We start from the raw sequence: 25,103 nt of genomic DNA, 5'->3' as shown, positions 1-25,103 counted from the left end.
CGGCAATCTTGAAGCCCGGCTATTTGGGATTATCTTGCAGGAGTCAGCCTGCCGGATGTGAGCGCTTTATTCGTCGCGGCGCGGGATCGCGCCGGTTTTCGTCTCGTCGATGAGCGCCGGGGCGGAGACGGACGGGCAAAGGCGTGCCGCCGTCTCGGGATCAAGGTCGGGGGAGCAGGTGTCTTCCTGCACCAAGGCCGCCGGATCGAGGTCCTGGAGAAGCGCGAGCGTTTCCGGAGAGGCGGAGATGGCGCCGCGCAGTTCAGGTTTGATGACCGGAGCGGCGGAGGCAAGATCGATCAGAACATCGACCCTCAGATTGATGGGCAGGATGATGTTTTCCGGCAGGGCGACCAAGACGTCGAGAACGCGCGTGTCACGTTTCTCGGTGGGGCCCTCGGCGGTAACCGTCTTGGCCCCGAGACGCGGGCTGATACGCTCGACCGTGCCGGTGAGCTTGCGCGCACCAAAAGCGGCGGCCGAAATCGTGGCCGTCTGACCGATAGCAAGGGCCGCGATATCGGCTTCGTCGATCTGGGTGCGCACGATAAGGCGCGCCGTATCGGCAATCTGCATGACGGGGGCTGCCGCCTGAGACGTGATCGCTTCGCCGGGCTCGCGGTAGCGGCGCAGCACGGTGCCGTCCATGGGCGCCCGGACGTAAGATTTTTCAAGCGCGGCACGGGCTTCGGCGAGCTGGTTTTCGGCGAGTGCGACTTCGCCGCGTGCCGCGTCCACCTCTTCGGGACGCGAACCGTCGCGCAGGATCTTGACCGCCTCAAGGGCTGAAGCCCGTCGTTCGCGGCTGGCGGCGAGTTCGCTGGAGGCCTGGTTCATCGTCTCGCGCGACACCGCGCCCTGGGCAGACAGCGAGCGGCGGCGCTGGAACTGCACCTCGAGAAGTTTCAGCCGGCTTTCCTCCTCACGCAATTGCGCCTCCGCCTGGAGGATCTGCTGCTGACGCGGTCCTTTTTCGATCAGCGCCAGTTGTGCGCGCTTGATCTGAACCGTCGCTTCCGCCTGGGCAACGCGCGCCTTGAGGTCGTCGTTGAAGAGCTGGGCGAGAACCTGCCCTCGCGTCACCCGGTCGCCCTCGTCGGCAAGAACCGCCGCGAGAACGCCGACCATGCCGGGCGCGACATCGGTTGCGCCGCTGCTCGGTTCGACAACACCAAGGCCAGCCACGACGCGCGGCGCCGTCTCGCTTTCAGCTGCGGCGACCAGCGGATTGGCAGGCGTCGTGGCACCCGTCACAACCGGATCGATGGTGACGGAGGGACGCTCCGGCACATCCTGCAGGACGGCAATCGCCGTGGCCGTTGCGACAAAGAGGACGGCGAAACTTGCCGAGGTTCTGGACGCAGCAAACATCAACGCAAACTCCTGCTGAGGCCCGAAGACGCGGCATGAACCGGGCCTGCCTCGGACACGACGAGACCGTCCTCGATGGTAATTGAGCGATCCACCAGATTTTCCACCCGCTGGTCGTGCGAGACGAGCACGACGACGCGATCCTGTTCCCGGGCAAGCCGCCGGAAGGCCTCGACGACAAGCGCGCCGGTCACCCCGTCAAGAGCGGCCGTCGGCTCGTCCGCGAGGATGACGTCCGGCTCGTTCATCAGGGCCCTGGCGACAGCAACGCGCTGGCGTTGGCCGCCCGAGAGCTGACCGGGCTTGTGGTGGGCGCGGTCTGCAAGGCCCACTTCAGCCAGCAGATCGCGTGCCTGCCGTTCGGCGGTGCGCCGATCGACGCCGCGAATGTCGAGCGGGATCGCAACGTTCTCCCAGGCGGTGAGAGTCGGGAAAAGGTTGAAGAACTGGAAGACGAAGCCGATGCGCTTCAGACGCAGGCGCCGCAACTCGGCCGAGGAGGCACCTTCGGTCGTCTCACCGCAAATGGTAACGCGGCCCTTGTCCGGCACCTTGAGCGCGCCCATCAATTGCAGCAGCGTCGTCTTGCCGCTGCCCGAGGGACCGCGCACCATGAGCACTTCGCCGGGTTGCGCCACCAGCGAGACGCCGCGCAGGGCATGCGTTCCCGTCTCGCCCTTGCCATACCAGAGCTGGGCGTTCTCGACACGAATGGCACGATCGAAACCGGTCATCGGAACACACTCGTCGGGTCGATCGTCATCAGCTTGCGGATCGCAACGAGGGCGGACAGGCAGCACATGACGAGGGCGGCAAGACCAAGGCCGACAAGGGCGGTTGGTGGGAGCAGGATGGCCGCCGGGGAATTGCGCGCCAGAAAGGCCACGACGCTGGCGATCACCGCCGCGATCGCATAGCCAACCCCACCGCAGATGAGGGCCTGCTTCAGCACGATGGCGTTGAGATAGCCGTGGCCAGCGCCGATCGCCGACAGTGTCGCATATTCGCTGATCCGCTCCAGCGTCGCGGCATAGAGTGTCTGGGCGAGGATGACCACGCCGACGATGGCGCCGAGCGAGGCGCCCAGCAGCAGCGCCGTTCCGGCACCGGTCGTAAAGATCCAGTAATTGCGCGACTTGTCGGCGAAGGCGTCGGCGGTCATGACGTCCGTGTCCGGCGCCACGGCCTGCAGACGGGTAACGAGATCATTAATGGCGACGCCCGGCGCGGCCTTGACCAGCACATAACTTGCATCGCCATCCTGCACGTCGGTGTAGCGCAGGGCGTTGTTATAGGTCGTGAAGACGTAGGGCGCCTGGGTGAAAGTACGCGCGCCCTCGGTAAAGCCGGCAACGATTGCGCGCCGGCCGTTGATCTCCACCCGGTCGCCGATCTGCGAGACGCCAAGCTTGCCCGCATAGAGCCGATCGATCATGACGGCGCCCGGCGCGGCAAGATCTGCCACCGAGCCTTCGACCACATTCCAGGGACTGGCCAGGTCGCCCAGCGGATCGAAGCCGACGATGATCACGAGCTGGGCCCCCCCCTGCGGGCGCCGCCAGGTGACGAAGCGGACAATATGCCGGCTGACGGTCTCGACGCCTTCCGTCTTGAGAGCGCGGAAGACGCTGCGCTGCGGCTGGAGGGAGGCCTGGTCCACATTGGTCGTGCCGCGCGGCACCATCCAGATATCGGCGCGCGCATTGTCCACAAGTCCGGCGGTCGTTACGGAAAATCCAAGCAGCATGCCCATCTGGATCGCCATGAGCACCACGGCGAAGACAACGCCGATCAGGGTCGCGATGAAGCGAACCGGCTCATGGACGAGATTGCGCCAGGCAATCAGGGTTGTCATGCGGCAACGCGCTCCACTGTTGGGCGGGAGAAGACCGGCTGGCGCGGCGCGCGAACGGTCCTTTCCATGATCCCGTCCAGAAATATGAGAGTATGGTAAACAAACGCCTAACCGACGCCCTCGAATACCGCCTTCGGACGCAGTCGCCCGCCGACTGCAATCACGTCGCGAAGATCGCTGAAAGCTGCGGCAGGCGCCTGTCTTATCGGCGAACTTTCGCTTTGATTGCCCAGAGTTTAGGCAGCGCAGACGATTGACGCGAAAGAGGACATCGCATAGCCTTTCCCATACATAAGGCCTTCCGGCCGACGGCAATCGAGCCCCGAACCCGCTAGAAAAGCGGCTCGGGGCTTTTTGTTTTTTCAGCCGGAGCAAGGATCAAGGAGTCGGATTTCGCATGGCGCGCGACACGGTACCGGTTTCGGTTCTCTACTCCAGCACCGGCTCATACGCAGCGTACGGGCGCGATGCGGCCGCTGGCGCCATGGCTGCCATTTCCGAGATCAACGCCGATGCCTCCCTGCCCTTCTTGCTGAAGGCCCGCGTCAGCGATCCCGGCGGCCATGCCGAACGCTACGCGCAAATGGCCAAGGAGGCGGCAGTACAGGATGGCTGTCGACACATCATCGGCTGCATCACCTCGTGGAGCCGCAAGGATGTTCTGCCGGTCGTCGAACGTCACGACGGACAGCTCTGGTACGCCTTTCCCTATGAGGGCTATGAAGCCAATGAGCGGGTGATCTATCTCGGCCCCTGTCCGAACCAGCATCTGCTGCCCCTCTTCGGCCATGTGCAGCCGCGTTTCGGCAATCGCGCCTTCTTCGTCGGATCGAACTACATCTGGGGCTGGGAAGTCAGCCGCATTGCGCGGGAACTGGTCGAGGGTGACGGCGGGCGCGTGCTGTCGGACCGGTTCGTGCCGCTCGGCTCCATCGAGGTCGATCACCTGATCCGCGAGATCGCGACGCTGAAGCCGGGTTTCGTGCTGACCAATCTCGTGGGCGCCTCCGCAGCGGCCTTCATCGCGGCCTATGGGACGTTCCGGGCCGAGACACCGGAGGCGCCGCCGCTGGTGGCCTGTAACCTGACGGAGATCGATCTCGAAACGCTTTCGCCGGCCGCACGGGCCGGGCATATCGCCACCTCCACCTATTTCCACCGGCTGGAGACGCCGGAAAACCGGGCATTCAAGGCGCGCATGCTGGCGCGGCACGGCCAGCAGCGGCGCCTGTCGGCCGCGTTCGTGGCGGGCTATACCGGCGTTTCCGTGCTCGCCCGCGCCATGGTCGATGCGGGCACGGACGAGCCGGCGGCGATCCGGAAGGTGGTGACCTCGCGTGCGTTCGAAACACCGCTCGGCGCACTGACCATCGACGCCCGCAATCAGCATGCAGCGCTGGTGCCGCATCTCGCCCTTTCGGACCGCGACGGCGCGTTCGATATTTTCGAGAGCGCCGCGGCGCCGATCGATGCTGATCCCTATCTCGTTCGTTCCCTGCCGCGCGTCGGTCCGGTGGTGATTGGCACTCCGAGCCTGAGGGTGATCAAATGAACCGCAAGGCGCCCCTCTCGCAAATCTTTTCGCGTGCCGTGATCCTGCATCGAGACCACCCCTCCATCGATGCGCTTCGCCGGCAGCTGGAGCTCTTGCATATCGAGGTCGTCACGGTCTGGCCGCAGCTCGACGAAGCCCATGCGACGGCCGATGTCGTCTTCTTCGATGCGGATATGGGCCATGATGGACAGTTTCCCTGGCCGGCGGGCTATGCGCCGATGCCGATGATCGCGCTGATCGGCACGGAAGCGCCTGGCCGTGTGCAATGGGCACTTGCGCAGGGCTCCAACGCCCATCTTCTCAAGCCCATCGGCTCGACCGGTGCCTATAGCGCGCTGCTGATCGCCCGCCATGCCTGGGACATGGCCCGCAGCCAGGCCGACGACATCCGCGCGCTGGAAGATCGCCTGCGCCAGCGCCCGGTGGTGGTGCGTGCCGTGCTGAAGCTCATCCAGAGCGAGGGGCTGGACGAGGCGGGCGCATGGAAGCGCATGCGCCGCATCGCCATGGACTGGAGCATGAGCATCGAGGAGACGGCAGAAGCGATCTGCCGGGACGAACGCCGCCTGAAGGGCGGTTTGTGAACAACACTGAAGGAGACAGTGACGTGACTACGATCACAGAGGGCTTTGCCCCCTACGGCGAGTACAAGACCTGGTACCGGGTGACGGGCGACCTCACGTCCGGCAAGCCGCCGCTTCTCGTTGCCCATGGCGGTCCAGGCTGCACGCACGACTATGTCGACAGCTTCAAGGACATTGCCGCCACGGGCCGCGCCGTCATTCACTACGACCAGGTCGGCAACGGCAAGTCCACCCATCTGCCGGAAAAGGGCGGCGACTTCTGGACCGTCGATTTCTTCAAGGCGGAGATGCACAATCTCATCGACCATCTCGGCATTCGCGATGCCTATTGCGTACTCGGCCAGTCCTGGGGCGGCATGCTCGGTTCGGAATTTGCCGTAGACCAGCCGGCCGGCCTGAAGGCGCTCGTGATTGCCAATTCGCCCGCCTCGCTGCGCACCTGGGTAGCCGAAGCCAACCGCCTGCGCGCCGAACTGCCGGAAGACGTACAGGCGACGCTGTTGAAGCATGAGGCGGCCGGCACCACCGACAGCGCCGAATACATGGCCGCGACGGATGTCTTCAACGAGCGCCACGTCTGCCGCATCGTGCCGATGCCGCCGGAGGTCAAGCGGACCTTCGATGCGATTGCGAGCGATCCGACCGTCTACCACACCATGAACGGCCCAAACGAATTCCACGTCATCGGCACCATGAAGGACTGGACCATCGAAGGCCGCCTTTCCACCATCAACGTGCCGGTTCTCCTGATTTCCGGCCGCTTCGACGAAGCGACCGAAGCCTGCGTGCAGCCCTTTGCCGACGAGATCCCGGACGTGCGCTGGACGATCTTCGAACAGTCGAGCCACATGCCGCATGTGGAAGAGCGCGAGGCCTGCATGGCCGTGGTCGGCGCCTTCCTGGACGAGAAGGCAGGCTGATCACCCCATAACCAGAAGCCGCCCGCAAAGGGCGCAGACCGAACCACGAAACCAGAGGGAAACGAAGACATGACGACCATGCGCCTGAAGCGCCTCGCCCGCCGGGCAGGCCTCATCACCGCCGGCATGCTGCTGGCCCAGACCGCCCTATCGAGCGGCGCCCTGGCCGACGAACGCGCCGACCTGATGGCCAAGCATCGCGGCGGCACCATCACGCTCGCCGCCGTCTCGGCCGCCGGCACCGTCGATCCGATGATCAACTACACGGCCCAGTTCTGGCAGATCTACCAGTTGACCTATGACGGTCTCGTCAAGTTCAAGCAGGCCGGCGGTACGGACGGCTTCGAGATCGTTCCCTCGATCGCCGAAGAGATCCCGCAGGCCACGAATGACGGCAAGACCTATGTCTTCAAGATCCGCAAGGGCATCAAGTTTTCGAATGGCAAGGATGTGACGCCGGCCGACGTCGTCGCCTCCTTCCAGCGCATCTTCAAGGTCAAGGGTCCGACGACGGGCAGCTTCTACAACGGCCTCGTCGGCGCTGACGCATGCATCGCGGATGCCGCGACCTGCACGCTGGACGGCGGCGTCGTCGCCGACGAGGCAGCCGGCACCGTGACGATCAACCTGACGGCGCCGGACGCGGAAATCTTCTCCAAGCTCGCCGTGCCGCACGCCTCGATCCTTCCGGCCGATGCGCCGCTGGCCGATGCCGGCACCACGCCGATCCCGGGCACCGGGGCCTATTACATCGACAGCTACAATCCCAACGAACAGATGGTCATCAAGCGCAATCCGCACTTCAAGGAGTGGAGCGTCGACGCCCAGCCGGACGGCTATGCGGACGAGATCGTCTACAAGTTCGGTCTGACGGAAGAGGCGACCATCAACGCCATCATCAACGGACAGATCGACTGGATGTTCGATGCGCCGCCGTCCGACCGCCTCGCGGAGATCGGCTCGAAATATGCCTCGCAGATCAAGATCGATCCGCTGGCCGCCTTCTGGTACGCGCCGATGAACACCAATCTGCCGCCCTTCGACAATGTGAAGGTGCGCCAGGCCGTCAACTACGCGCTCGACCGCGATGCGCTCGTCGGCCTCTTCGGCGGCGAAGCGCTGGCCCAGCCGACCTGCCAGATCCTGCCGCCGGACTTCCCCGGCCATGTGGATGATTGCAGCTACACAGCCGAGCCCGGCCCGGAATGGGTCGGCCCGGACATGGAAAAGGCCAAGGCCCTCATTGAGGAAAGCGGTACCAAGGGCCAGAAGGTCACCGTCATTGCCGAGGACAACGCCGTGTCGCGCGGCATCGGCACCTATCTGCAGAGCCTGCTTAGCGAACTCGGCTATGATGCCTCGATGAAGGCGATCTCGCCGAACATCCAGTTCACCTACATCCAGAACACCAACAACAAGGTGCAGATGAGCATCTCGCAATGGTACATGGATTATCCGGCGGCCTCGAACTTCCTGAACGTGCTGCTCTCCTGCGCGTCCTTTGTGCCGGGCAGCGATTCCTCCATCAACATTTCCGGCTACTGCAACAAGGATCTGGACGCCAAGATGAAGGAAGCCATGACGCTGGCGCTGACCGACCCGGACGCCGCCAACGCCCTCTGGGCCGATGTCGACAAGGGTTTCATGGAGCAGGCACCGCTTGCTCCGCTCTTCACGCCGAAAAGCGTCAACTTCACCTCCGCCCGCCTCGACAACTACGTCTTCAACAAGCAGAACCGCTGGCTCATCTCCCAGTCCTGGGTGAAGTAAGCCGGATGCTTCGACAAGGGCTTCCCCGGCTCTGATTGACAGGCCGGGGAAGCCGGGGCGCCGGCAACGGCGCCATCGGAAGGCGGACGGCCAGCGGACCACCGCCCGCACTTCCCCGATCAGAGAGCCCGGAGCCGCCACTTGCGGCTGGCTTCGGGCATGCCCCCAACTGTCGCGCCCGGCGCCCGGCAACCGCTTCTCGGGATTGAGATGACTGACGCAACCGCATCCGCTGAACCGCTCGCAGACCTTCCGGCAACCGCGCCGACCGGCAGCAAAAACCGCCGCGCGAGCTCCAACCCCTGGGCGCGTGCATGGCGGATCCTCAAGCGCGACCGTCCCACGCTTCTTGCGGCCGCGATGCTGGCAATCATCGTGCTCTCCAGCCTCTGCGCCCCGCTCTATGCATCCTATGTGTCCGGCACAGATCCCTTCCGCTCCTCGCTCAGCGCCCGCATCATGGTCGATGGCAAGCGCGTCAAGGTCATGCAGGCCTCGACGGAAGGCCTCGGCCTTGGCGTGAGTCCGATCGGCCCGACCTGGGGCCCGCAATATCTGCTCGGCGCCGATACGCAGGGCCGTGATGTGGCCGCCCGCCTTCTCTATGGCGGCCGCAACTCGCTGCTGATCGCGGCAACCTCCACCGCCATCTGCCTCTGTCTTGCGGCCATCGTCGGCATTTCCGCCGGCTTCTTCGGTGGCTGGGTCGACAAGGTCCTCTCGCGTATCCTCGACATTCTCTGGGCCTTCCCGGTCTACCTGCTCGCCATTTCCCTCTCCATCGTCTTCATCTCGCAGGGCATCGTCATCGGCCCGATCGAGATTCGTGCCGACAGCCTGCTGCTGCCCATCTTCATTATCGGCATCATCTACGTGCCCTACGTGGCGCGCCCCGTGCGCGGCCGCGTACTGGCATTGAAGGAGAGTGAATTCGTGCTGGCCGCCCGCGGCCTCGGCATTCCCGCCTGGCGCATCCTCTTGCATGACATCCTGCCCAACGTTTCGACCATGCTGATCGTCTTCGTGCCGCTGATGATGGGGCTCAACATCATCATCGAATCCTCCCTGTCGTTCCTGTCGATCGGCGTGCAGGCGCCGGATGCCAGTTGGGGCACGATCATCCAGGATGGGCAGACGCTGCTCTACTCCCGCCCCGCCGTGGCGCTCGCGCCGGGTATCGCCATCGTGCTGACGGTTCTCTCGCTCAACGTGCTCGGCGACAGCCTGCGCGATGCGCTCGACCCGCGCACCAAGCTCGTGTGAGGGTCCAGCCCATGGTTTTCGCCATCCTCCAGCGCCTCGGACAAATGCTTTTCGTCATGTTCGGCATCTCTGCGCTCGTGTTCCTGATCTTCTTCGCCACGCCCGGCTCCGATCCCGCCGCCCGCATCGCCGGACGCAATGCTGCGCAGGAAACCGTGGAAGCCGTGCGCAAGGAATTCGGCTTCGACCAGCCCCTGCCGATCCAGTACGGCGTCATGATGAAGCGCCTCTTCATCACGCAGGACCTCGCTTCCTTCGTCAATCGCGGCCTGCGCGTGGTGCCCGCCGTGATGGACGCGGCGCCGGTGACGTTGTCGCTCGTGGCGGGGGCGGCGGTGCTGTGGGTGATCGGCGGGATCTTCGTCGGCGTGCTGGCGGCGCTGACGCGCGATACGCTGATCGACCGCGGCCTGATGGTGCTGGCGCTGATCGGCGTCTCCATGCCCGTCTACTGGCTGGGCGAGGTCATGAACCTCATCAGCCAGAGTCGCTTCCACGACACGATCTTCTTCTCCTGGGTGCCGGCGCTTGGCTACAAGCCGCTGACGGAAGACCCGGTCGGCTGGTTCAAGACGCTGGTCATTCCGTGGTTTACGCTCGCCGCCCTTTACATCGGCATCTACGGCCGCGTGCTGCGCGCCAATCTGGTCGAGGCCTATCAGGAGGATTTCATCCGCACGGCGCGCGCCAAGGGTCTTTCGCCGGCCCGCGTCATGCTGCGCCATGCGCTGCGCACCTCGCTGATCCCCTTCGTCACCATGTTCGGCCTCGATTTCGGCGTGCTGGTGGGCGGCTCTGCCTTGCTGACAGAGGTCGTCTTCGGCCTCAACGGCGTCGGACGCCTCACCTATCAGGCGCTCCTCAACCTCGACCTGCCGATGATCCTCGGAACCGTCATGTACGCTTCCTTTTTCGTGGTGATCGCCAATGCGCTCGTCGATCTCGTCTATGTTGTGATCGATCCACGCGTCCGGGGAGCCTGAGATGAGCACCAAACCCATCCTTCTCGATGTCAACGGCCTTTCGGTCTCGTTCGCGACCGACAACGGGCCGGTCCAGGCCGTGCGCGACGTTTCCTTCCGCGTGCACGAGGGCGAGATACTCTCGATCGTCGGGGAAAGCGGCTCGGGCAAGTCGGTGACGCTGCTGTCGCTGCTCGGCCTGCATGATCGCAAGACGACGCGCGTCGAAGGCGCCGTCTCCTTCAAGGGCCAGCCGATCCTCGATTTGCCCGCCAGCAAGATGCGCGCGATCCGCGGCAAGGAGATCGGGCTGATCTCGCAGGACCCGATGACGGCGCTGACACCGGTCTATACGATCGGCTGGCAGATTGCCGAACAGATCCGGGCCCACGAAACCATCTCCGCCCGCGCTGCCCGGCTGCGTGCCATCGAGCTGCTTGGCGAGGTGGGTCTTTCCAATCCCGGCGAAGCGGTGGACCGCTATCCGCACCAGCTCTCGGGCGGCATGCGCCAGCGCGCCGTGATCGCCATGGCGCTGTCCTGCAATCCGTCCCTCCTCGTCGCCGACGAGCCGACGACGGCGCTCGACGTGACGGTGCAGGCGCAGGTGCTCGATCTCCTGCTTCGGCTGCGCAAGGACTTCGGCTCCGCCATCATTCTCATCACCCACGACATGGGCGTGGTGGCCGAGGTGGCCGAACAGGTGGCGGTCATGTATGCCGGCCGCATCGTCGAGCGCGGGCCGACCGAGGCCGTCTTTGATGCGCCGCTGCATCCCTACACCTGGGGCCTGATGGCCTCCATCCCGCCGCTGACCGGCAAGCGGCTGTCGCGTCTCACCTCGATCCCCGGCATGCCGCCAACGCCGGAGAGCATCCCGCCGGGGTGCGGCTTTGCCCCACGTTGTCTCTTCACCCGGCCCGAATGCGCTGATCGTCCGCCGCTGCGCAAGTCCGGCGAACAGGCCGCTCTCTGCGTGCTGGACGATGCGGAACGGCCAGCCCTGCGCCGGCGCGCCCTGCCGCAGGAGGAACTGGCATGACCCCGACCAACCCGCACCCCGCCACGACGACGGCCCCCCTCCTCACCGCCAGGAACCTCACCAAGACCTTCGTCGTCGGCAAGACGCTGCGCCCTGGTTCCGGCCGTCTGCTGCACGCCGTCAACGGGATCGATCTTGAGGTCCGTCCCGGCGAAACGCTTGGCCTTGTCGGCGAATCCGGTAGCGGCAAGTCCACGCTCGGCCGCTGCCTCACGCGCCTTTACGACATTTCCGGGGGAACGCTGACTTTCGAGGGACAGGACATCACCAGGGCGGGGACGCGGGACTTGAAGCCTGTGCGCCGGCGCATGCAGATGATCTTCCAGGACCCGTCTGCCTCGCTCAATCCGCGCCGCCGTATCCGCGACATGCTGGCCGAGGTGCTGACCGTCCACAAGATCCGCGAAGGTGCCGCCGTCAATGAACGGCTGGAGGAACTGATGGAACTGGTGGGCCTTCGGCGGGAATATCTCGAGCGCTATCCGCACGAGTTTTCCGGCGGCCAGCGCCAGCGCATCGGCATTGCCCGCGCGCTCGCCGTCGAACCGCAACTGATCGTGGCCGACGAGCCGGTGTCGGCCCTCGACGTTTCGGTGCAGGCGCAGGTCGTCAACCTCTTCGACGAACTGCGCGAGAAGCTGAACCTCACCTACGTCTTCATTGCCCACGATCTGGCTGTCGTGCGCCACGTTTCCACCCGCGTCGCGGTGATGTATCTCGGCTCGATCGTGGAAACCGGAGAGACCGAAGCGCTCTATGCCACACCGCGCCATCCGTATACGCGAGCGCTTCTGTCGGCGATCCCACAGCCCCACAACCGGGAACGGCGCGAGCGTGTCCTTCTCACCGGCGAAATCCCGAGCCCCCTCAATCCGCCGCCAGGCTGCGCATTTTCCACGCGCTGTCCGAAGGCAGCGGACCTGTGCCGGCAGACAAAGCCGGCGCTCGTTGAACGTGAGTCGGGGCGACAAATAGCCTGCCATTTCCCCGAGGAATGAGATCACAATTCGTGATGCCGGAGGCAGAAACGTCACGCCACTTGATTGATGTGCAACAATAAAAGCCAATCAACCCGTTGGTTTCGGCAAAATTTGATTTGTGTCAAATTTTAATGATCAACTTTTCGCTAATGCAAGGGTAAACTGTATCAGTTTTGCGGATTGACGCGATTTTTCGTTGCAGATTGCCGCTTTTTCACGCAACACTGAGCTACAAACAAATCTTACATGAAACGGTGTGTCGATGACCAAGAAATCCCCCCATGCCATTGATATCCACGTCGGCAACAGGCTTCGCCTGCGGCGTGCAATGCTCGGCATGAGCCAGGAGAAGCTCGGCGACCATCTGGGCATCACTTTCCAGCAGGTCCAGAAATACGAAAAGGGCACGAATCGCATCAGCGCCAGCAAGTTGCAAATGGCCTCTGAAGTGCTCGGCGTGCCGGTCGCCTATTTCTTCGAAGGAACCAGCCAGCCGCAGGTTCAGGAAGTCAACTCCGGCTTCTACGCTGGCGACGACGTCCTCGAATTCATTGCCACGCGCGAAGGCCTCGCCATCAACCGCGCCATCCTCGGGATTCATGACCAGCGCGTGCGCACCAAGCTGCTCGGTCTTCTGAAGAGCCTGTCCGGCATGGCCGACGATGTCGCGCCGTCTGCCGATGCTCGTCACGAAGAGGCACCGCGTCTGTCGTGAGCCCCTACCGGCTTCTCACTTTCGGCGAGCTGCGCCTTGTCGATACGGGAGGCCGGGATGTGCGCGTGCCGCGGAAGGCCCTGCTGCTTTTGGCAAGACTTCGGCTTTCCGACGGCGGCGCCATCAGCCGCGACGATGCGGCTGATTTTCTCTGGACGGTCGATGATCACGCGCTTGCGCTGACGAACTTGCGCAAGATGCTTTCGCGCGTCCAGACCATGCAGTCCGAACTCGCAAGTGCCTTCGTCGTGGCGGACGGTCGTCGGCTGAAGCTGGCGGACGGTGCCTTCACCTCTGACCTAGACGCCTTTGATGATACCGAGGTCGGCGCATCGACTCTTGTGGAGCTGTGTGATCGCGGCTTTCTGCGCGAGGCCTGCGACGGTATCGGCGTGATCGAGCGGTGGGCGGAAAGCCAGCGTCTTCGGCAGCTCGCGATCATCCGGACCCGCCTGTTGAATGCGGCCTCCGTTGCCGGCATGGATTTCCTCAGCCTGCGCAAGGCTGCCTATTTTCTTCTCGACCGTTTCCCCGACGACAACGAAGTTCGCGATCTCGTCACGGGCGCCGCCGGGAGCCCGCCGTCACCGCCGGCAAAGATCGAGCTGTCGGTGCCGGCCGCCCCGCGCGAGGCGGCACCCGCTGCGCTTTCCAGGCAGGCGATGAGCTTCGCCGGGCCACGTGTCGCGCTCCTCCCGCCAGCCGGCCACCCCGCCGCGGACAGGGATTTTAACCTCTCCACCGCGCTGGTCGATGACGTCGCCATCTGCCTGTGCGCGCTCCGGGCTTTCGCGATGGTGGCGCCCTATACGGCCGAGCGCATTCGCGGGAGCCACGACAAGGCGGGGCTGCTCGCCAAGCACGACATCACCTACGTGATCGATACGCGCCTGTCGCAACAAAGTCTGGTGATGCAGATCATCTTCGTGCCCTCCGACAGCATCATCTTTGCCGAACGCTACGACATTTCCGAGGCGAACCTCGCCCACAGCCGGCGCGGGCTCGCCGAGGCCATCAGCAGCACGATCCTGTCGACCCTCTCCCGGAACGAGGCGGCGCGGGTGGACTACGAGCTCAATCCGCAAGCCTACCGCCGCTACCTGATGGGCGTGCAGCAAATGAACCGGTTGACCCTGCCATCGATCCGTGCGGCGCGGCGCACTTTCCGCGATACGCTGAAGGAGCGGGAGGATTTCGCTTTTGCCTATGGCGGCCTTGCCCGCACCTTCACCAGCGAATGGATCCTGACGGCGCGCGGCGATACCGAGCTTCTGCGCAAGGCGGAGGAGGCTGCCATTGCCGCCATCGCACATGGACCGGAGATTGCCTCAAGCCACAAGGAGCTCGGCCGCGTGCGCCTTTATCTCGGCCAGTTGGACGAGAGCCTGGAAGCGCTCGAGAACGCCGAACGACTGAGCCCGCATTATGCCGACGCGATCTCCACCCATGCCGACACGCTCGTGCATGCCTCTCGGCCGCGTGAGGGACTGGAAAAGATCGAGCGCGCCATTGCGCTCAACCCGCTTGGGCCGGACGAATATTTCTGGAGCGCGGCGGGCGCGAGTTTCTTCCTCGAAGATTATGAGACGTGCATTGCCTACGTCCAGCGGATGGGCGATGCCTCCTGCGCCTATCGTCTCCTTGCCGCCGCGCTCGCCATGTCGGGCGACAAACAGAAGGCGCATCAGTATCGGCGCAAGGACATGCAGGAAAATCCGCAATTTTCCCTGACACAATGGCTTGCCGTCGTTCCGATCCGCGAAAGCTGGCAAAAGGATCTCTATCGTGAAGGCCTCACAAAGGCCGGCTATGAAAACTGATCCGCTCTTGAAGCGGCCCAACCCCGAGAAAGGAAGACACAAATGGCAGATGTGATCATGATCGGCGTACCGGGTGACAGCAAAGTCTATATTGCAGACCTCAAGGCCGGGACCGTGACCGCGATGGACGAAGCCGGCCAGGCGGCAGCCAACAGCCTGCGCGCCGGCGATGCCGCCTATGTGAAGGGCGTCAACTTCGCCGTCGCCGTCGACGCGATCGAACCGGCAGCCGCCGGCGTCTTCGACACGCATTAAGCCCGATGCGGGGAGATCGGGCCTGCAGTCCGGCCGAGACCTATGGACGCGTCGCCGGCCTGCTCCCCGCTTTCGGCATCACCCGTGTTGCCCGCCAGACAGGCCTTGATCGCATCGGTCTGCCTGTCTGGCTGGCGCTTACCCCGAATGCGCGCTCCATCGTCGTCGCGCAGGGAAAGGGGCAGACCGATGAGGACGCCCGCACATCGGCCGTCATGGAGGCGCTGGAACGGGTCGTCGCCGGCGCGCCGCACTGCCCGATCCGCCAGGCATCACCGGACGAATTGGCGGCGGAAGGACAGCCTTTCCTCTTGCTGACATCGTATCTGGCACCGCACCGGCCGGCGCCCGCCGCGGATGAGGTGATCGACTGGATCACGGGGACCGACCTTGTCGACGGCAGCCTCATCCACCTGCCGGAAGAGGCGGTCGTGCTCGACCGCAGCCGGCTCGACGCCCGCTACTGGCAATCCTCCGACGGACTGGCCTCCGGCAACACGCTGGACGAGGCCATCAGCCATGCCGTCTACGAGCGCATCGAACGCGACGCGCAGGTGCTGTGGCAGATCGGTCCGCATGCGGGCCGCGCCGCAAGCTGCATTGCCCCCGAAACCTATGCAGACGATCCGGGGATTGCCGCTATCCTCTCCCGGCTGGCCGCCGCTGACATGACGCTGCGCGTCTTTGACATGACCAGCGATATCGGCGTTCCCTGCTTCACCGCCTATCTCGTGGCCGACGAACTGCTGGCATCCGGCACGGCCCGCTTCGTGGATGTGACCTACGGGGCCGGCTGCCATCCTGTGCCGCACCGGGCCATGATGCGTGCGCTGACGGAGGCGGTCCAGTCCCGCATCACCTTTATCGGCGGGGCACGCGACGATGCCTTTCCCGCCGTCTACGGGCGCGCGCTGCCTGACGAGACGCTTCGGCTCATGGCCGCCGTGCCGCATGAGGTGCCTGCGCGGCCGGGTTTCGAGGGTGGATTCGATCGCCTGATCGAGCGCCTTTCCGACCTCAAGCTCGGGCCGGTCATCGCGGTTCGCCTGAGCGGTGCGGACCTGCCCTTCGCCGTCGCCAAGGTCATCATGCCCGCGCTTGAAAATCCGGAAGGCCGGCGCGCCCTGCGATACGGATCTCGGGCCCTCGCCAAGGCCATGTTCGCGTGAGGTGACGGGGCGATGAAAATTCTCTTTGCCGGCCCGACGCTTCCTGATGCTGCCGCGCGCGTGCCATCCGGCATCGTCTGCCGCGGGCCGGTGCTGCAGGGGGACGTGCACGCCGCTGTCGAGGACGGGGCAAGCGCCATAGGGATCATTGACGGCGGCTTCGAGTTTACCGCGCCGGTCTGGCACAAGGAAATTCTCTTCGCTCTTGAGGCCGGTGTTCGCGTCATTGGTGCAGCCAGCATGGGGGCCCTGCGCGCCGTGGAGTGCGAGGCCTTCGGCATGCAGGGGGTGGGCCGGGTCTTCGAGGACTACCGTGCCGGTCGGCGCATCGACGACGGCGACGTCGCTCAGCTTCACGGACCGGAAGCGCTGGGCTTTCTGCCGCTGACCGAACCGCTCGTCAATGTCAGCGCGACGCTGGAGGCCCTGGTGGCCGAGGGACGGCTGGATGAGCCCGTGGCGTCAGAACTCTTGTGCGCTGCAGAACGCCTCTTCTTCAAGGACCGGACATGGGCTGCCATCGTCAACGCCGTGACGACAGTCGAGGATCAGCAGCGCGCAAGATTGCGGCGCCTGCTGCGTCATCACCGTGTCGATCAAAAGCGCCTCGATGCGCTGGAGCTTGTCGCCACCCTGGCCGGCTGGCCGGAGGACCGGGACCCGCAACCCACCGGCTGGCGCTTCATCCGCACCAGCCTGTGGGAAGAGATGCTTTTGCTCCCGCGGCCGCGAAGACAAGACACTGAAAGCGGATGTTAATTTAGAGAGTTACTCAAGTCGAAAGAGGTGCAATCGTTTTCTATCTAAGGGCGTGTCACGCTGATGTCACGCCACAGAAGCCGTTTCTGCGAATATTGTGAAAGTCAACGAAAGCGGAGACTTCCACAATGACCCATTCCCGCCAGCCGGCCCAGCTCGCGGACAGCGCGACGATCGACCCCGAGACCGAGGAGCTTCAGGCGCTGACAAGGCTGGTGTTCTTCGCCCGCGCGACGGCAGCACCGATCTGCTCGGAAGAGGTCGTCTACTGCCTTGATCTCGCGCTGCAGCAACTGGCCAAGGACATGCGCGAGCGTGCGGCACCCTGGCCGGACATGTCGCATTTCGTCGAAGCGACACTCGTTCGCCAGTAACCGATCGGCGCCCGCCGATCGCGGGCCTTGCTGTCAGCCTCTCCTGCCCTCTCCCATCAGGCGTTCGGTATCCCATCGCTGATTGCCAAGCGGAAGCGCCGGATCTGCGTTTATAGCTTTTACCCTCAACCACCGCGCAGAAGTTGCAGCGCGATCAGGACCATCACGAGGGCGATCAGGCCTTCGAGGATGCGCCAGGCGGTTGGTCGGGCAAAGATCGGTCGAAGCCGCTTTGCGCCGAAGCCGAGCGCAAAGAAGAAAACCAGCGACGCGCACATCGCCCCGGCAGCGAAAACGGTCTCGGCTCCGGGGAAACGGGTCGACAAGGTGCCGAGCAGGACGACCGTATCCAGATAGACATGTGGATTGAGCCAGGTTAGCGCAAGGCAGGTCAAAAGCGTGGTGCGAAGGCTCGCAGCCTGTCCGCCGTCAACCGAAAGAGCGCCAGTGCCGCTGATCGCCGATCGAGCGCTGCGGATGCCGTACCAGATGAGAAAGGCCGCCCCGCCATACCGCATAGCCGGATCGAGCCAGGGCAGGACGGCCGCGATCCGGCCGAAGGCGGTGACGCCAATCAGGATCAGGAGCGCGTCCGAGAGCGCGCAGGCGAGGCAGACGGCCAGAACATGCTCGTTGCGCAGGCCTTGCCGGAGCACAAACGCATTCTGCGCACCGATGGCCACGATCAGGCTCAACCCCATCGTAAAGCCCGTTGCAAAAACCGGCATTCTGATCCCCATCCGTTGCTCGCATCTTCGCTCACTATCGCAACTTCGATCTCTGGGGTACTTAATCTTCCTGATCGCAATGAAGGAACGCTAAGACCGTGATCGATTATGCCGCCCTGCGCGCCGTGTCGGCCGTCGTCGAGACAGGCAGTTTCGAAAAGGCCGCCCGTCTTCTCAACATCACGCCTTCGGCGGTCTCCCAGCGCGTCAAGCAGATTGAGGACAGGCTTGGCACGGTGCTGATCGTGCGCGGAAATCCGTGCCGGGCGACCGAAAACGGCGACTGGCTATGCCGTCATATGGAGACGGTGGGTCTTCTGGAGGCCGATCTCATGGAGCGCCTGCCGGCCCTGCGAGGTGTCGAAGGGTCGGAGCATCGCGTAACGGTGTCGATTGCGGCGAATGCCGATAGCTTAGCGACCTGGTTTCTCGTACCGCTGGCCGCATTCGGCGAAAGCAGCGCTCACCTTGTCCATCTTTCCGTCGATGATGAGGACCATACGGCGCAATGGCTACAGCGCGGCGCGGTGCTGGCGGCCGTGACCAGCCTGGAAAAGCCCGTGCCGGGCTGCCGGCACCATGCGCTGGGCAAGTTGCGTTACCGCGCCACCGCCAGCCCGGACTTCCTTCGTCGCTATTTTCCGGATGGTGTGAATGCCGAGGCGCTGGCCCGTGCGCCTTGTCTCACCTTCAGTCAGAAGGACCGGTTGCAGGCGCGCTGGATGGAGGCGGCGTTCGGACGCGAGATGGCGGGCCCCACCCATTGCCTCCCCTCGACGCATGCCTTCGTCGAGGCAAGCCTTGCCGGCATGGGGTGGGGGATGAACCCGGAGACGCTCGTTACAACGCATCTTCAAAGCGGGTCTCTGGTGGAACTGATCGCGGAGGCACCGCTCGATATTCCACTCTTCTGGCAGATCAACCGGCTGACGGCCGATCGGCTGGATGGCCTGACGCGCGCGGTGCTCTTAGCGGCGCGTCAGGCGCTCTTGCGATAGCCGGATCAGAATTCCTGCCAGTCGTCCGACTTCAGAGCCGTATTGCCACGGGTCGCCGGAATGGCGGCGCGACGCGGCGCGGGCGCGGCCGAGCGCGGTTCCGGCTGGCTACGAGGCGCCGGAGCGGCGGCCCGCGGTGCCTGGGAGGCCGTGCCGGACAGTTCGAAGCGGGCGATGAGCTGCCGCAGCGTCTCGGTTTCCTGCGCAAGAGTTGCAGAGGCCGCATTGGTCTCTTCCACCATGGCCGCGTTCTGCTGGGTCACCTGGTCCATTTGGTTGACGGCGCTGTTGACCTCGGAGAGGCCGACCGACTGTTCGCGCGCCGAGCTGGCGATGGCCTGCATATGTTCATTGACGAGGGAGATGTTGCCCTGGATGAGCTTCAGCGCATCACCGGTCTCGCTGACGAGCTTGACACCCGACTTCACCTCGTCCGAGGAGTTGCGGATCAGGTCCTTGATTTCCTTGGCCGCCTGGGCGGAGCGCTGTGCGAGTTCACGCACCTCCTGCGCGACGACGGCGAAACCCTTGCCGGCCTCGCCGGCGCGAGCCGCTTCCACGCCGGCATTCAGCGCCAGAAGGTTGGTCTGGAAGGCAATCTCGTCGATCACCCCGATGATGTTGGAAATCTGGTTGGACGACTGCTCAATGCGCGCCATGGCGCCGACGGCATCGGCCACGATGCGGCCGGAATGGATCGCGCCGTTATTGGCGGTTTCCGTCGCGCCGCGTGCCTCGTCGGCACGCCGCGAGGCATTGTTGACGTTGGCCGTGATCTCGTCGAGCGCAGCGGCTGTTTCCTCGAGCGAGGCAGCCTGCTGTTCGGTGCGTTTGGAAAGATCCTGCGCGCCGTGGCTGATTTCCTGCGTGCCGGAATCGATCTGGCCGATGGCGCGGGCAACAGCGGACAGCGTTCCGCCAAGCTGGGCGACCGCTTCGTTGAAATTGTTGCGCAGCGGTTCGAACTCGGTCACGAACGGCCGATCGATGCGCAGCGTCAGGTCGCCGCCGGCGAGGCGCGAGAGACCATCGCCGATTGTCTCGACCGCATGAACACGCTCGGTGACATTGGTGGCGAACTTGACGACCTTCGCAACCTTGCCCTTGTCATCCAGGATCGGATTGTAGGACGCGTTGATGACGACGCGTTTGCCGCCCTTGCCGATGCGGATGAACTCGTCGGCCTGGAAGCGGCCGGCACGAAGCTCTTCCCAGAAGGTGCGGTAGTCAGGTGAGGCCGCATAGGCGGGATCGACGAACAGGCTGTGGTTCTTGCCGACAATCTCTTCCAGCCGATAGCCGAGCGCATCGAGAAAATTCTGGTTGGCAGTCACGACCTGGCCATCCGGTGTGAATTCGATGATCGCCTGGACGCGCGAGATCGCTTCCATCTGGTTGCGGTAATCGAGATTGCCGAGACGGTCGCGGGCATTGGCCCATTCAACCACGTAACCGGTGATCTTTTCACCGCTGGTGATCGGCGTGACGATCAGGTCGAATGTGTGCTTGCCGACGCGGATCGACGCACGGTGCTGCGTGCGGAGCGCTGCGAGCATGCCGCGCTGATGGGCCGGGTTCTTGTGAAAGATGTCGATGTTGCTGCCGATCAGCTTCTGCATATCGAAGCGCGGCAGTTCCTTGCGAAGGTCGGCCTCGACCTCCTGCAAAAGGCCTTTGACGGCGGTATTCATGTAGCGGATCTGCAGATCCTTGTCGGCGATCATCACGTTTGCAGTGATGATTTCAAGCGATGCGAGTTGTGCTTTGTCTGCCTTCCAATTGCCGAACATGCGTGGAATTCCTCTCCGAGAACATTTCATGCCGCACCCGCCCCCGGATGGTCGGCAAAGGACGAAGATTGTGGTTGCCCCGCATGTGGCACCGGATCATCGCTCACGGAAAATTTAACAGGCGAAGAATAGTGAATCGTTAATAAGCTCCGCCCTGCTTCACGGGAGGACTTCAATTTTGCCAACCTTTGAGAAACTTTAGTCTAACTGACGTGCTCCTATATAAACGCGATGACTAAATCTATCTCGCGTTGCAATCTCAATTCTAATACACTCAAGATTTTTATTTGATCCGAGGCGGATGTGACCATGCTGTACAGGCACCATCAGGCCATACTGCCTGAACGGATCATGCTGAAGTAATCGTCGCCACCAACCTGACCGCCCTTCAGCGCGATTTCCAACCCGTCGCACGCGCCCCTAGGGCGACACAGAGGGAGGAGCCGGGCGTCTGCGGCAAAGGCATGCGCAGTGTCAGGGTGGCTATACCTATCTTCTCGAGCGCATGGCGCGACGTATCCCCGCCGGCAATCAGCGCACGCCGCAAACCGGCGCGGGCCACGAGGCCGGCCTGAATGCGGCCAAGCGACCGGCCAAGTCTGTGGCGTCCGCCGCTCGCGGCGTCGAGTTCCCCGCCCCGATCGGCAGCCGGCCCGAGGGCCGAGTACAGCATCACACTGCGCCCCTCCGCCAGATGCCTGAGGCCTGCTTCAACCGCAGCATCGATCACCGCCGAGCAATCCGTGCGCGACAGCGCCAGCGGATCGAGCGGCACGCCGCCAAATCCGTGATTCCTGCGCATGGCGGATCTGCCGTTCCGTGGTCGGCGACACGCTACCGGAGACGACCGTGCAATTGCCGCCGGCCTGAAGCACGCGGTCGTGGTTGCGCATCATCTCGTCCGGGTCGGCGTGGCTGATGCCGAACGCGTACATGACCTTCTTGCCGGTTTCTGTTCGTGATCGAGGATCTTCGGCATGATGGCCTTGATGCGTGCGTGGAGCGGCGAATAGGCGGGACGCATCAGCTTTTCATCATCCTTGATGAAATCGACGCCGGCCTCGATGAGCTCGCCGACCATGTCGCCCGTCTCATGCGGCAGAAGGCCGAGTGCCGGCTTGACGATGGTGCCGATAATCGGCCGGCCCGACACGTCTGTCAGAGCGAGACTGCCGATGATGCCGAATTGCGGGCCGGGATGCGCTGTCGTAAATGCATCGCGGCAACTGCATGTCGACGACGCAGATACCCGTCAGCCCCTTGATGGAGAAGACCCCACCAATGGCAATCGTCATGAGGGCCGAAAGATCCGCGCCGACGGCATCCAGCGGGAAATCGATATCGACGTCCGCCCGGTGAAAGACCGCCGCACCGGCCCCTTCCCCGGAAAGGAAGGTTGCCCGACCGGCGGCAGCAGCCGGATATCGGCGACCCGCGCCGCAATCCGCGCCCTCAACTCCTCCGTCTCGCCGGGAAGGGCGGCGAAGGTGCCAGTGGACTGGTCGCTGGCGATCTTGGCCGCCATGGCCTCCGCCGGGCCTGGCGTTTCGATCCTGTAGGTGATGCGGCTCATCTCCATGCTCGTCATCTTCGCTCACCTGCGCTTGTGGCCGGTCGATTGCTGGTATAATCATCAGACATAAGCCGCAGTATGCCGCTCGGCGCCTATGCCCAGGTGCCGGCCTGTCGCAACCGATCGAGGCCCGCCATGCTCCCATCCCTCAAACCGATCGTCCGGCGGAAGCTCTCCGACGAGGTCTTCGCACGGCTGAAGCAGATGATCGTTTCCGGCGAGCTGAAGGCCGGTGACGAAATGCCCTCCGAGCGTGAATTGATGGCGCGCTACGCTGTCGGGCGACCGGCGATCCGCGAGGCGATGCAGGCGCTGGCCGGCAAGGGTCTGGTGGAGATCTCGCAGGGCGAACGCGCCCGCGTGCTACGCATCACCGCCGACACGATCATCCGCCAGATGGACCTTCCCGCCACGCTGATGCTGTCGGGTTCCCCCGACACTCTGGAGCACCTGAAGAGCGCCCGCATCTTCTTCGAACGCGGCATGGTGCGCGAAGCGGCGATCAAGGCAACGCCGGAAACGGTCGCAGCGCTGCGCGCGCAGCTTGAGGCCCAGCGGGCCAAACTCGGCGATGCCGAACATTTCATCCGCATCGACATGGAGTTCCACCATCAGATTGCCCGGATGTCCGGCAACCCGATCTTCGGTGCGGTCAGTTGCGCCATGCTCGGATGGCTGAAATCCTACCATACGGAACTCCTGATCTGGACGGAACGCGAACAAGTGACCCTCAGCGAGCACGCCGATATCATTGAGGCGATCGAGGCGCGCGATGCCGACGCCGCCGAGGCCGCGATGGTCGTCCACCTCGAACGCTCCCGCGCCCTCTACGCGCTCAAATCCTCGCACGCCGCCGCTCATACCAAAGATCATTGATGATGACCCACTCGACCGGATCGATTTTGACGTCCGGCTAGAGCATTTCCGGTGAAAACGGGAGCACCTGAAATGCTCTATCTATTTGTTTTTACGCAGTCCGGACGCAAAAAGCGACCGGCCCCGAAGGGGTGGCCTGGAAATCGGCCACCGGAGGGCGTCGAAATCCTCGACCGATGCGACAGCATCGCTCTGCGGTTTCTCCTACCCGGATGTCCGTTTCCAGGCCATCGAATGGGTCATCATCACTGATCTTTGGTATCAGAGCACGATCTCCACGCAATCATAGGGCTGAAGCATCACTGTGCCTTGTGCGGGCAAGGCCGCGCCTTCGAAGCCGATGCGGGTGATGCACTGCGGCCGCGACGGCAAATGAAGGGACTGCGGCCCGAGTGTGATATTGGCAAGCAGCAGGCGCCCACCGCCGCCGAGCCGCAGCACCTCCTGCGGCTTCGATGTCTCCACCATCACGAAGGTCTGCCCGTAAAGACCGGCCAGCCGCGCAATCACATGCGCCAGTGGCCGCAACTGTCCGACCGGCATCGGCTCCCCCTCCCCTGCCACGAGCCCGAAGGACCCCGCGAGAGTCGCCAGCGTCAGCACCTCCAGCCCGGCCGGCGCGCCGGGGGCGGCGAAGGCAAGAAAGATCATCGACATCACCCTCAGGAATGAAATGACGATCTCTAGCCGCACCTTTTGCCGACGCCCTCCCCCGCCAAAGTTGTGTCACCGGTTCGGTCGGGTTTTCCGGATGCGCCGATCAAATTCAAGGTTTTAGCGCGTTGTCAGCTGACGACAGGCGATTCTTGACGGATATTCCATCCACCATCCGCTTCGCGGGCCGGCTCCTTGTCACGTCATCCTGCGGCAACTGAAACGGCCGTCCCTCGAGCACGCAACAGAGCCATCAGCATCGGTCCAAGTGAAAACTCGCCGCGTTCGGCACGCCGCGTCAGGTCCCGAAGATAACCGCCCGGTGACGAGATATGACCAGCCCTTTCGAGGATCGCCGCCATTGTTGCGGCGGCATTTTCCGGCCCCATCGCTTCACAGGCCTGCTGGTAAGCGGATGGGCTTACGCCCAGCATCGAGCGAACTGTCACGGCCGCCGCCATCAGTTCCCGCCAGGTACTGATATCGCCCGTGGGTCCATAGGCAACGATCTCCGGGCAGGCCCGAAGCACCATGGACAGAGCAAAGGCTTTCACAGGCTGCTGCCGGCCTTTCTTGGCTTGCCTGGACTTTTCGCCCTGCTCTTTTCCAGAGCGAGGTTCAGATTCATTGGTGGATTCGGTATTTGAATTCTGTATGTGCTGACGGATAACGGCGCCATTGGCGACGGATTTTACCAAATTAAGCTGATTTTCCATCAGGTTCACACATTCGTCCCTCAGGAGTTCCAGATCTTCGAGGATATCCGCCAGGTCATCGGCCTGCTTTGCGACGCGCAGGCGCGCGACTGTGGCGATGTAGAGGGCCTCGATACGCTGCCAATTGCCAGGCACTGCGTCTTCGACGCCGGCGGAGATCAATTTGCGCACGTCCCTTCGCGCCAGCGTGATCCGTTCCTTGATCAGCTTGAGGGCACGCTGCGCGTCGGCGACCTGCTGGGCCATGCCCGCCAGTTCCTCGGCGCGGGCAAGCAAAGGTGCCAGATTGAAGCCATAGGCGGTCTCGATCGCACCATTGGAGTCCTTGCGGGCATAACGCTTGCCGTTCGGACTGTCGTTGCGGTGAATGAGCC

Annotated in this window: 23 protein-coding genes and 1 pseudogene; 16 read left to right on the top strand and 8 right to left on the bottom strand. The window is 63.8% G+C overall.

Annotated features, from left to right (window positions below; translation table 11 throughout):
- Window positions 1-66 precede the first annotated feature (66 nt).
- From F3H41_RS18385 to F3H41_RS18375, 3 genes are read right to left on the bottom strand one after another with little or no spacing between them, the layout of a single operon-like run.
- Window positions 67-1,371, bottom strand: coding sequence for an HlyD family efflux transporter periplasmic adaptor subunit (locus tag F3H41_RS18385; RefSeq protein WP_149740147.1), 1,305 nt, complete (start codon window positions 1,369-1,371; stop codon window positions 67-69).
- Complete coding sequence (locus F3H41_RS18380) at window positions 1,371-2,105, bottom strand: ABC transporter ATP-binding protein (protein ID WP_149740146.1); 735 nt, start codon at window positions 2,103-2,105, stop codon at window positions 1,371-1,373. The genes F3H41_RS18385 and F3H41_RS18380 overlap by 1 nt, the downstream gene beginning before the upstream one ends.
- The gene (locus F3H41_RS18375; protein ID WP_149740145.1) at window positions 2,102-3,226 is read right to left on the bottom strand and encodes an ABC transporter permease; all 1,125 of its coding nucleotides are present in this window, start codon (window positions 3,224-3,226) and stop codon (window positions 2,102-2,104) included. The genes F3H41_RS18380 and F3H41_RS18375 overlap by 4 nt, the downstream gene beginning before the upstream one ends.
- 397 nt (window positions 3,227-3,623) lie before the next feature.
- On the opposite strand from F3H41_RS18375, the gene F3H41_RS18370 reads away from it, so the two are divergent.
- From F3H41_RS18370 to F3H41_RS18305, 14 genes are all read left to right on the top strand, one after another.
- Window positions 3,624-4,778, top strand: coding sequence for a transporter substrate-binding protein (locus tag F3H41_RS18370; RefSeq protein WP_149740144.1), 1,155 nt, complete (start codon window positions 3,624-3,626; stop codon window positions 4,776-4,778).
- The gene (locus F3H41_RS18365; protein ID WP_149740143.1) at window positions 4,775-5,365 is read left to right on the top strand and encodes an ANTAR domain-containing protein; all 591 of its coding nucleotides are present in this window, start codon (window positions 4,775-4,777) and stop codon (window positions 5,363-5,365) included. The genes F3H41_RS18370 and F3H41_RS18365 overlap by 4 nt, the downstream gene beginning before the upstream one ends.
- A gap of 23 nt (window positions 5,366-5,388) precedes the next feature.
- Window positions 5,389-6,285 (top strand): proline iminopeptidase-family hydrolase, encoded by an 897-nt coding sequence (locus F3H41_RS18360; RefSeq protein ID WP_244616272.1) that lies wholly within the window; start codon window positions 5,389-5,391, stop codon window positions 6,283-6,285.
- A gap of 69 nt (window positions 6,286-6,354) precedes the next feature.
- Window positions 6,355-8,055 (top strand): ABC transporter substrate-binding protein, encoded by a 1,701-nt coding sequence (locus F3H41_RS18355; protein WP_244616271.1) that lies wholly within the window; start codon window positions 6,355-6,357, stop codon window positions 8,053-8,055.
- Between the two features lie 210 nt (window positions 8,056-8,265).
- The gene (locus F3H41_RS18350; protein ID WP_149740141.1) at window positions 8,266-9,318 is read left to right on the top strand and encodes an ABC transporter permease; all 1,053 of its coding nucleotides are present in this window, start codon (window positions 8,266-8,268) and stop codon (window positions 9,316-9,318) included.
- 11 nt (window positions 9,319-9,329) lie between these two features.
- On the top strand, window positions 9,330-10,301 hold the full coding sequence (locus tag F3H41_RS18345) for an ABC transporter permease (RefSeq protein ID WP_149740140.1): 972 nt from the start codon (window positions 9,330-9,332) through the stop codon (window positions 10,299-10,301).
- A 1-nt stretch (window position 10,302) separates the two neighbouring features.
- Complete coding sequence (locus tag F3H41_RS18340; RefSeq protein ID WP_149740139.1) at window positions 10,303-11,322, top strand: ABC transporter ATP-binding protein; 1,020 nt, start codon at window positions 10,303-10,305, stop codon at window positions 11,320-11,322.
- A complete protein-coding gene (locus tag F3H41_RS18335) occupies window positions 11,319-12,320 on the top strand; it encodes a dipeptide ABC transporter ATP-binding protein (RefSeq protein WP_149740138.1) in 1,002 nt (333 codons plus the stop codon). Before F3H41_RS18340 ends, F3H41_RS18335 begins: the two co-directional genes overlap by 4 nt.
- 238 nt (window positions 12,321-12,558) lie before the next feature.
- A complete protein-coding gene (locus F3H41_RS18330; RefSeq protein WP_149740137.1) occupies window positions 12,559-13,017 on the top strand; it encodes a helix-turn-helix transcriptional regulator in 459 nt (152 codons plus the stop codon).
- A 65-nt stretch (window positions 13,018-13,082) separates the two neighbouring features.
- Window positions 13,083-14,837: a tetratricopeptide repeat protein gene (locus F3H41_RS18325; RefSeq protein ID WP_149740136.1), complete on the top strand. Its 1,755-nt coding sequence runs from the start codon at window positions 13,083-13,085 to the stop codon at window positions 14,835-14,837.
- Between the two features lie 42 nt (window positions 14,838-14,879).
- Window positions 14,880-15,092: a hypothetical protein gene (locus F3H41_RS18320; protein ID WP_149740135.1), complete on the top strand. Its 213-nt coding sequence runs from the start codon at window positions 14,880-14,882 to the stop codon at window positions 15,090-15,092.
- A gap of 5 nt (window positions 15,093-15,097) precedes the next feature.
- Entirely contained in the window at window positions 15,098-16,261 is a 1,164-nt protein-coding gene (locus tag F3H41_RS18315) for a YcaO-like family protein (protein WP_149740134.1), read from the top strand.
- 12 nt (window positions 16,262-16,273) lie between these two features.
- Window positions 16,274-17,020, top strand: coding sequence for a TfuA-like protein (locus tag F3H41_RS18310; protein WP_149740133.1), 747 nt, complete (start codon window positions 16,274-16,276; stop codon window positions 17,018-17,020).
- Between the two features lie 128 nt (window positions 17,021-17,148).
- Window positions 17,149-17,394, top strand: coding sequence for a hypothetical protein (locus F3H41_RS18305; protein WP_149740132.1), 246 nt, complete (start codon window positions 17,149-17,151; stop codon window positions 17,392-17,394).
- 125 nt (window positions 17,395-17,519) lie between these two features.
- Here the strand turns inward: F3H41_RS18305 and F3H41_RS18300 are convergent, their stop codons facing one another.
- On the bottom strand, window positions 17,520-18,128 hold the full coding sequence (locus tag F3H41_RS18300; RefSeq protein ID WP_149740239.1) for a LysE/ArgO family amino acid transporter: 609 nt from the start codon (window positions 18,126-18,128) through the stop codon (window positions 17,520-17,522).
- 92 nt (window positions 18,129-18,220) lie between these two features.
- Here F3H41_RS18300 and F3H41_RS18295 point away from each other — a divergent pair, with 92 nt between their 5' ends.
- A complete protein-coding gene (locus F3H41_RS18295) occupies window positions 18,221-19,120 on the top strand; it encodes a LysR family transcriptional regulator ArgP (RefSeq protein WP_149740131.1) in 900 nt (299 codons plus the stop codon).
- A gap of 5 nt (window positions 19,121-19,125) precedes the next feature.
- Here the strand turns inward: F3H41_RS18295 and F3H41_RS18290 are convergent, their stop codons facing one another.
- Together F3H41_RS18290 and F3H41_RS18280 are read right to left on the bottom strand one after the other, a co-directional pair.
- On the bottom strand, window positions 19,126-20,910 hold the full coding sequence (locus tag F3H41_RS18290; RefSeq protein ID WP_149740130.1) for a methyl-accepting chemotaxis protein: 1,785 nt from the start codon (window positions 20,908-20,910) through the stop codon (window positions 19,126-19,128).
- Window positions 20,911-21,236: 326 nt separating this feature from the next.
- A pseudogene (locus tag F3H41_RS18280) lies at window positions 21,237-22,483 on the bottom strand (RuBisCO large subunit C-terminal-like domain-containing protein).
- A 135-nt stretch (window positions 22,484-22,618) separates the two neighbouring features.
- Between F3H41_RS18280 and F3H41_RS18275 the strand changes: the two are divergent.
- Window positions 22,619-23,359 carry a transcriptional regulator NanR gene (locus F3H41_RS18275; protein ID WP_149740128.1) on the top strand — a complete coding sequence of 247 codons (741 nt, stop codon included), beginning with the start codon at window positions 22,619-22,621 and terminating at the stop codon, window positions 23,357-23,359.
- A gap of 261 nt (window positions 23,360-23,620) precedes the next feature.
- Here the strand turns inward: F3H41_RS18275 and F3H41_RS18270 are convergent, their stop codons facing one another.
- Complete coding sequence (locus F3H41_RS18270; protein ID WP_149740127.1) at window positions 23,621-24,010, bottom strand: hypothetical protein; 390 nt, start codon at window positions 24,008-24,010, stop codon at window positions 23,621-23,623.
- Window positions 24,011-24,216: 206 nt separating this feature from the next.
- Window positions 24,217-25,103: plasmid replication protein RepC (repC, locus tag F3H41_RS18265; RefSeq protein WP_149740126.1), on the bottom strand; the 887-nt coding region annotated here is incomplete at its 5' end.

Source organism: Rhizobium sp. RU20A (assembly GCF_900155885.1).
Classification (GTDB): Bacteria; Pseudomonadota; Alphaproteobacteria; order Rhizobiales; family Rhizobiaceae; genus RU20A.
This window is presented reverse-complemented; position numbering and strand designations above follow the sequence as displayed.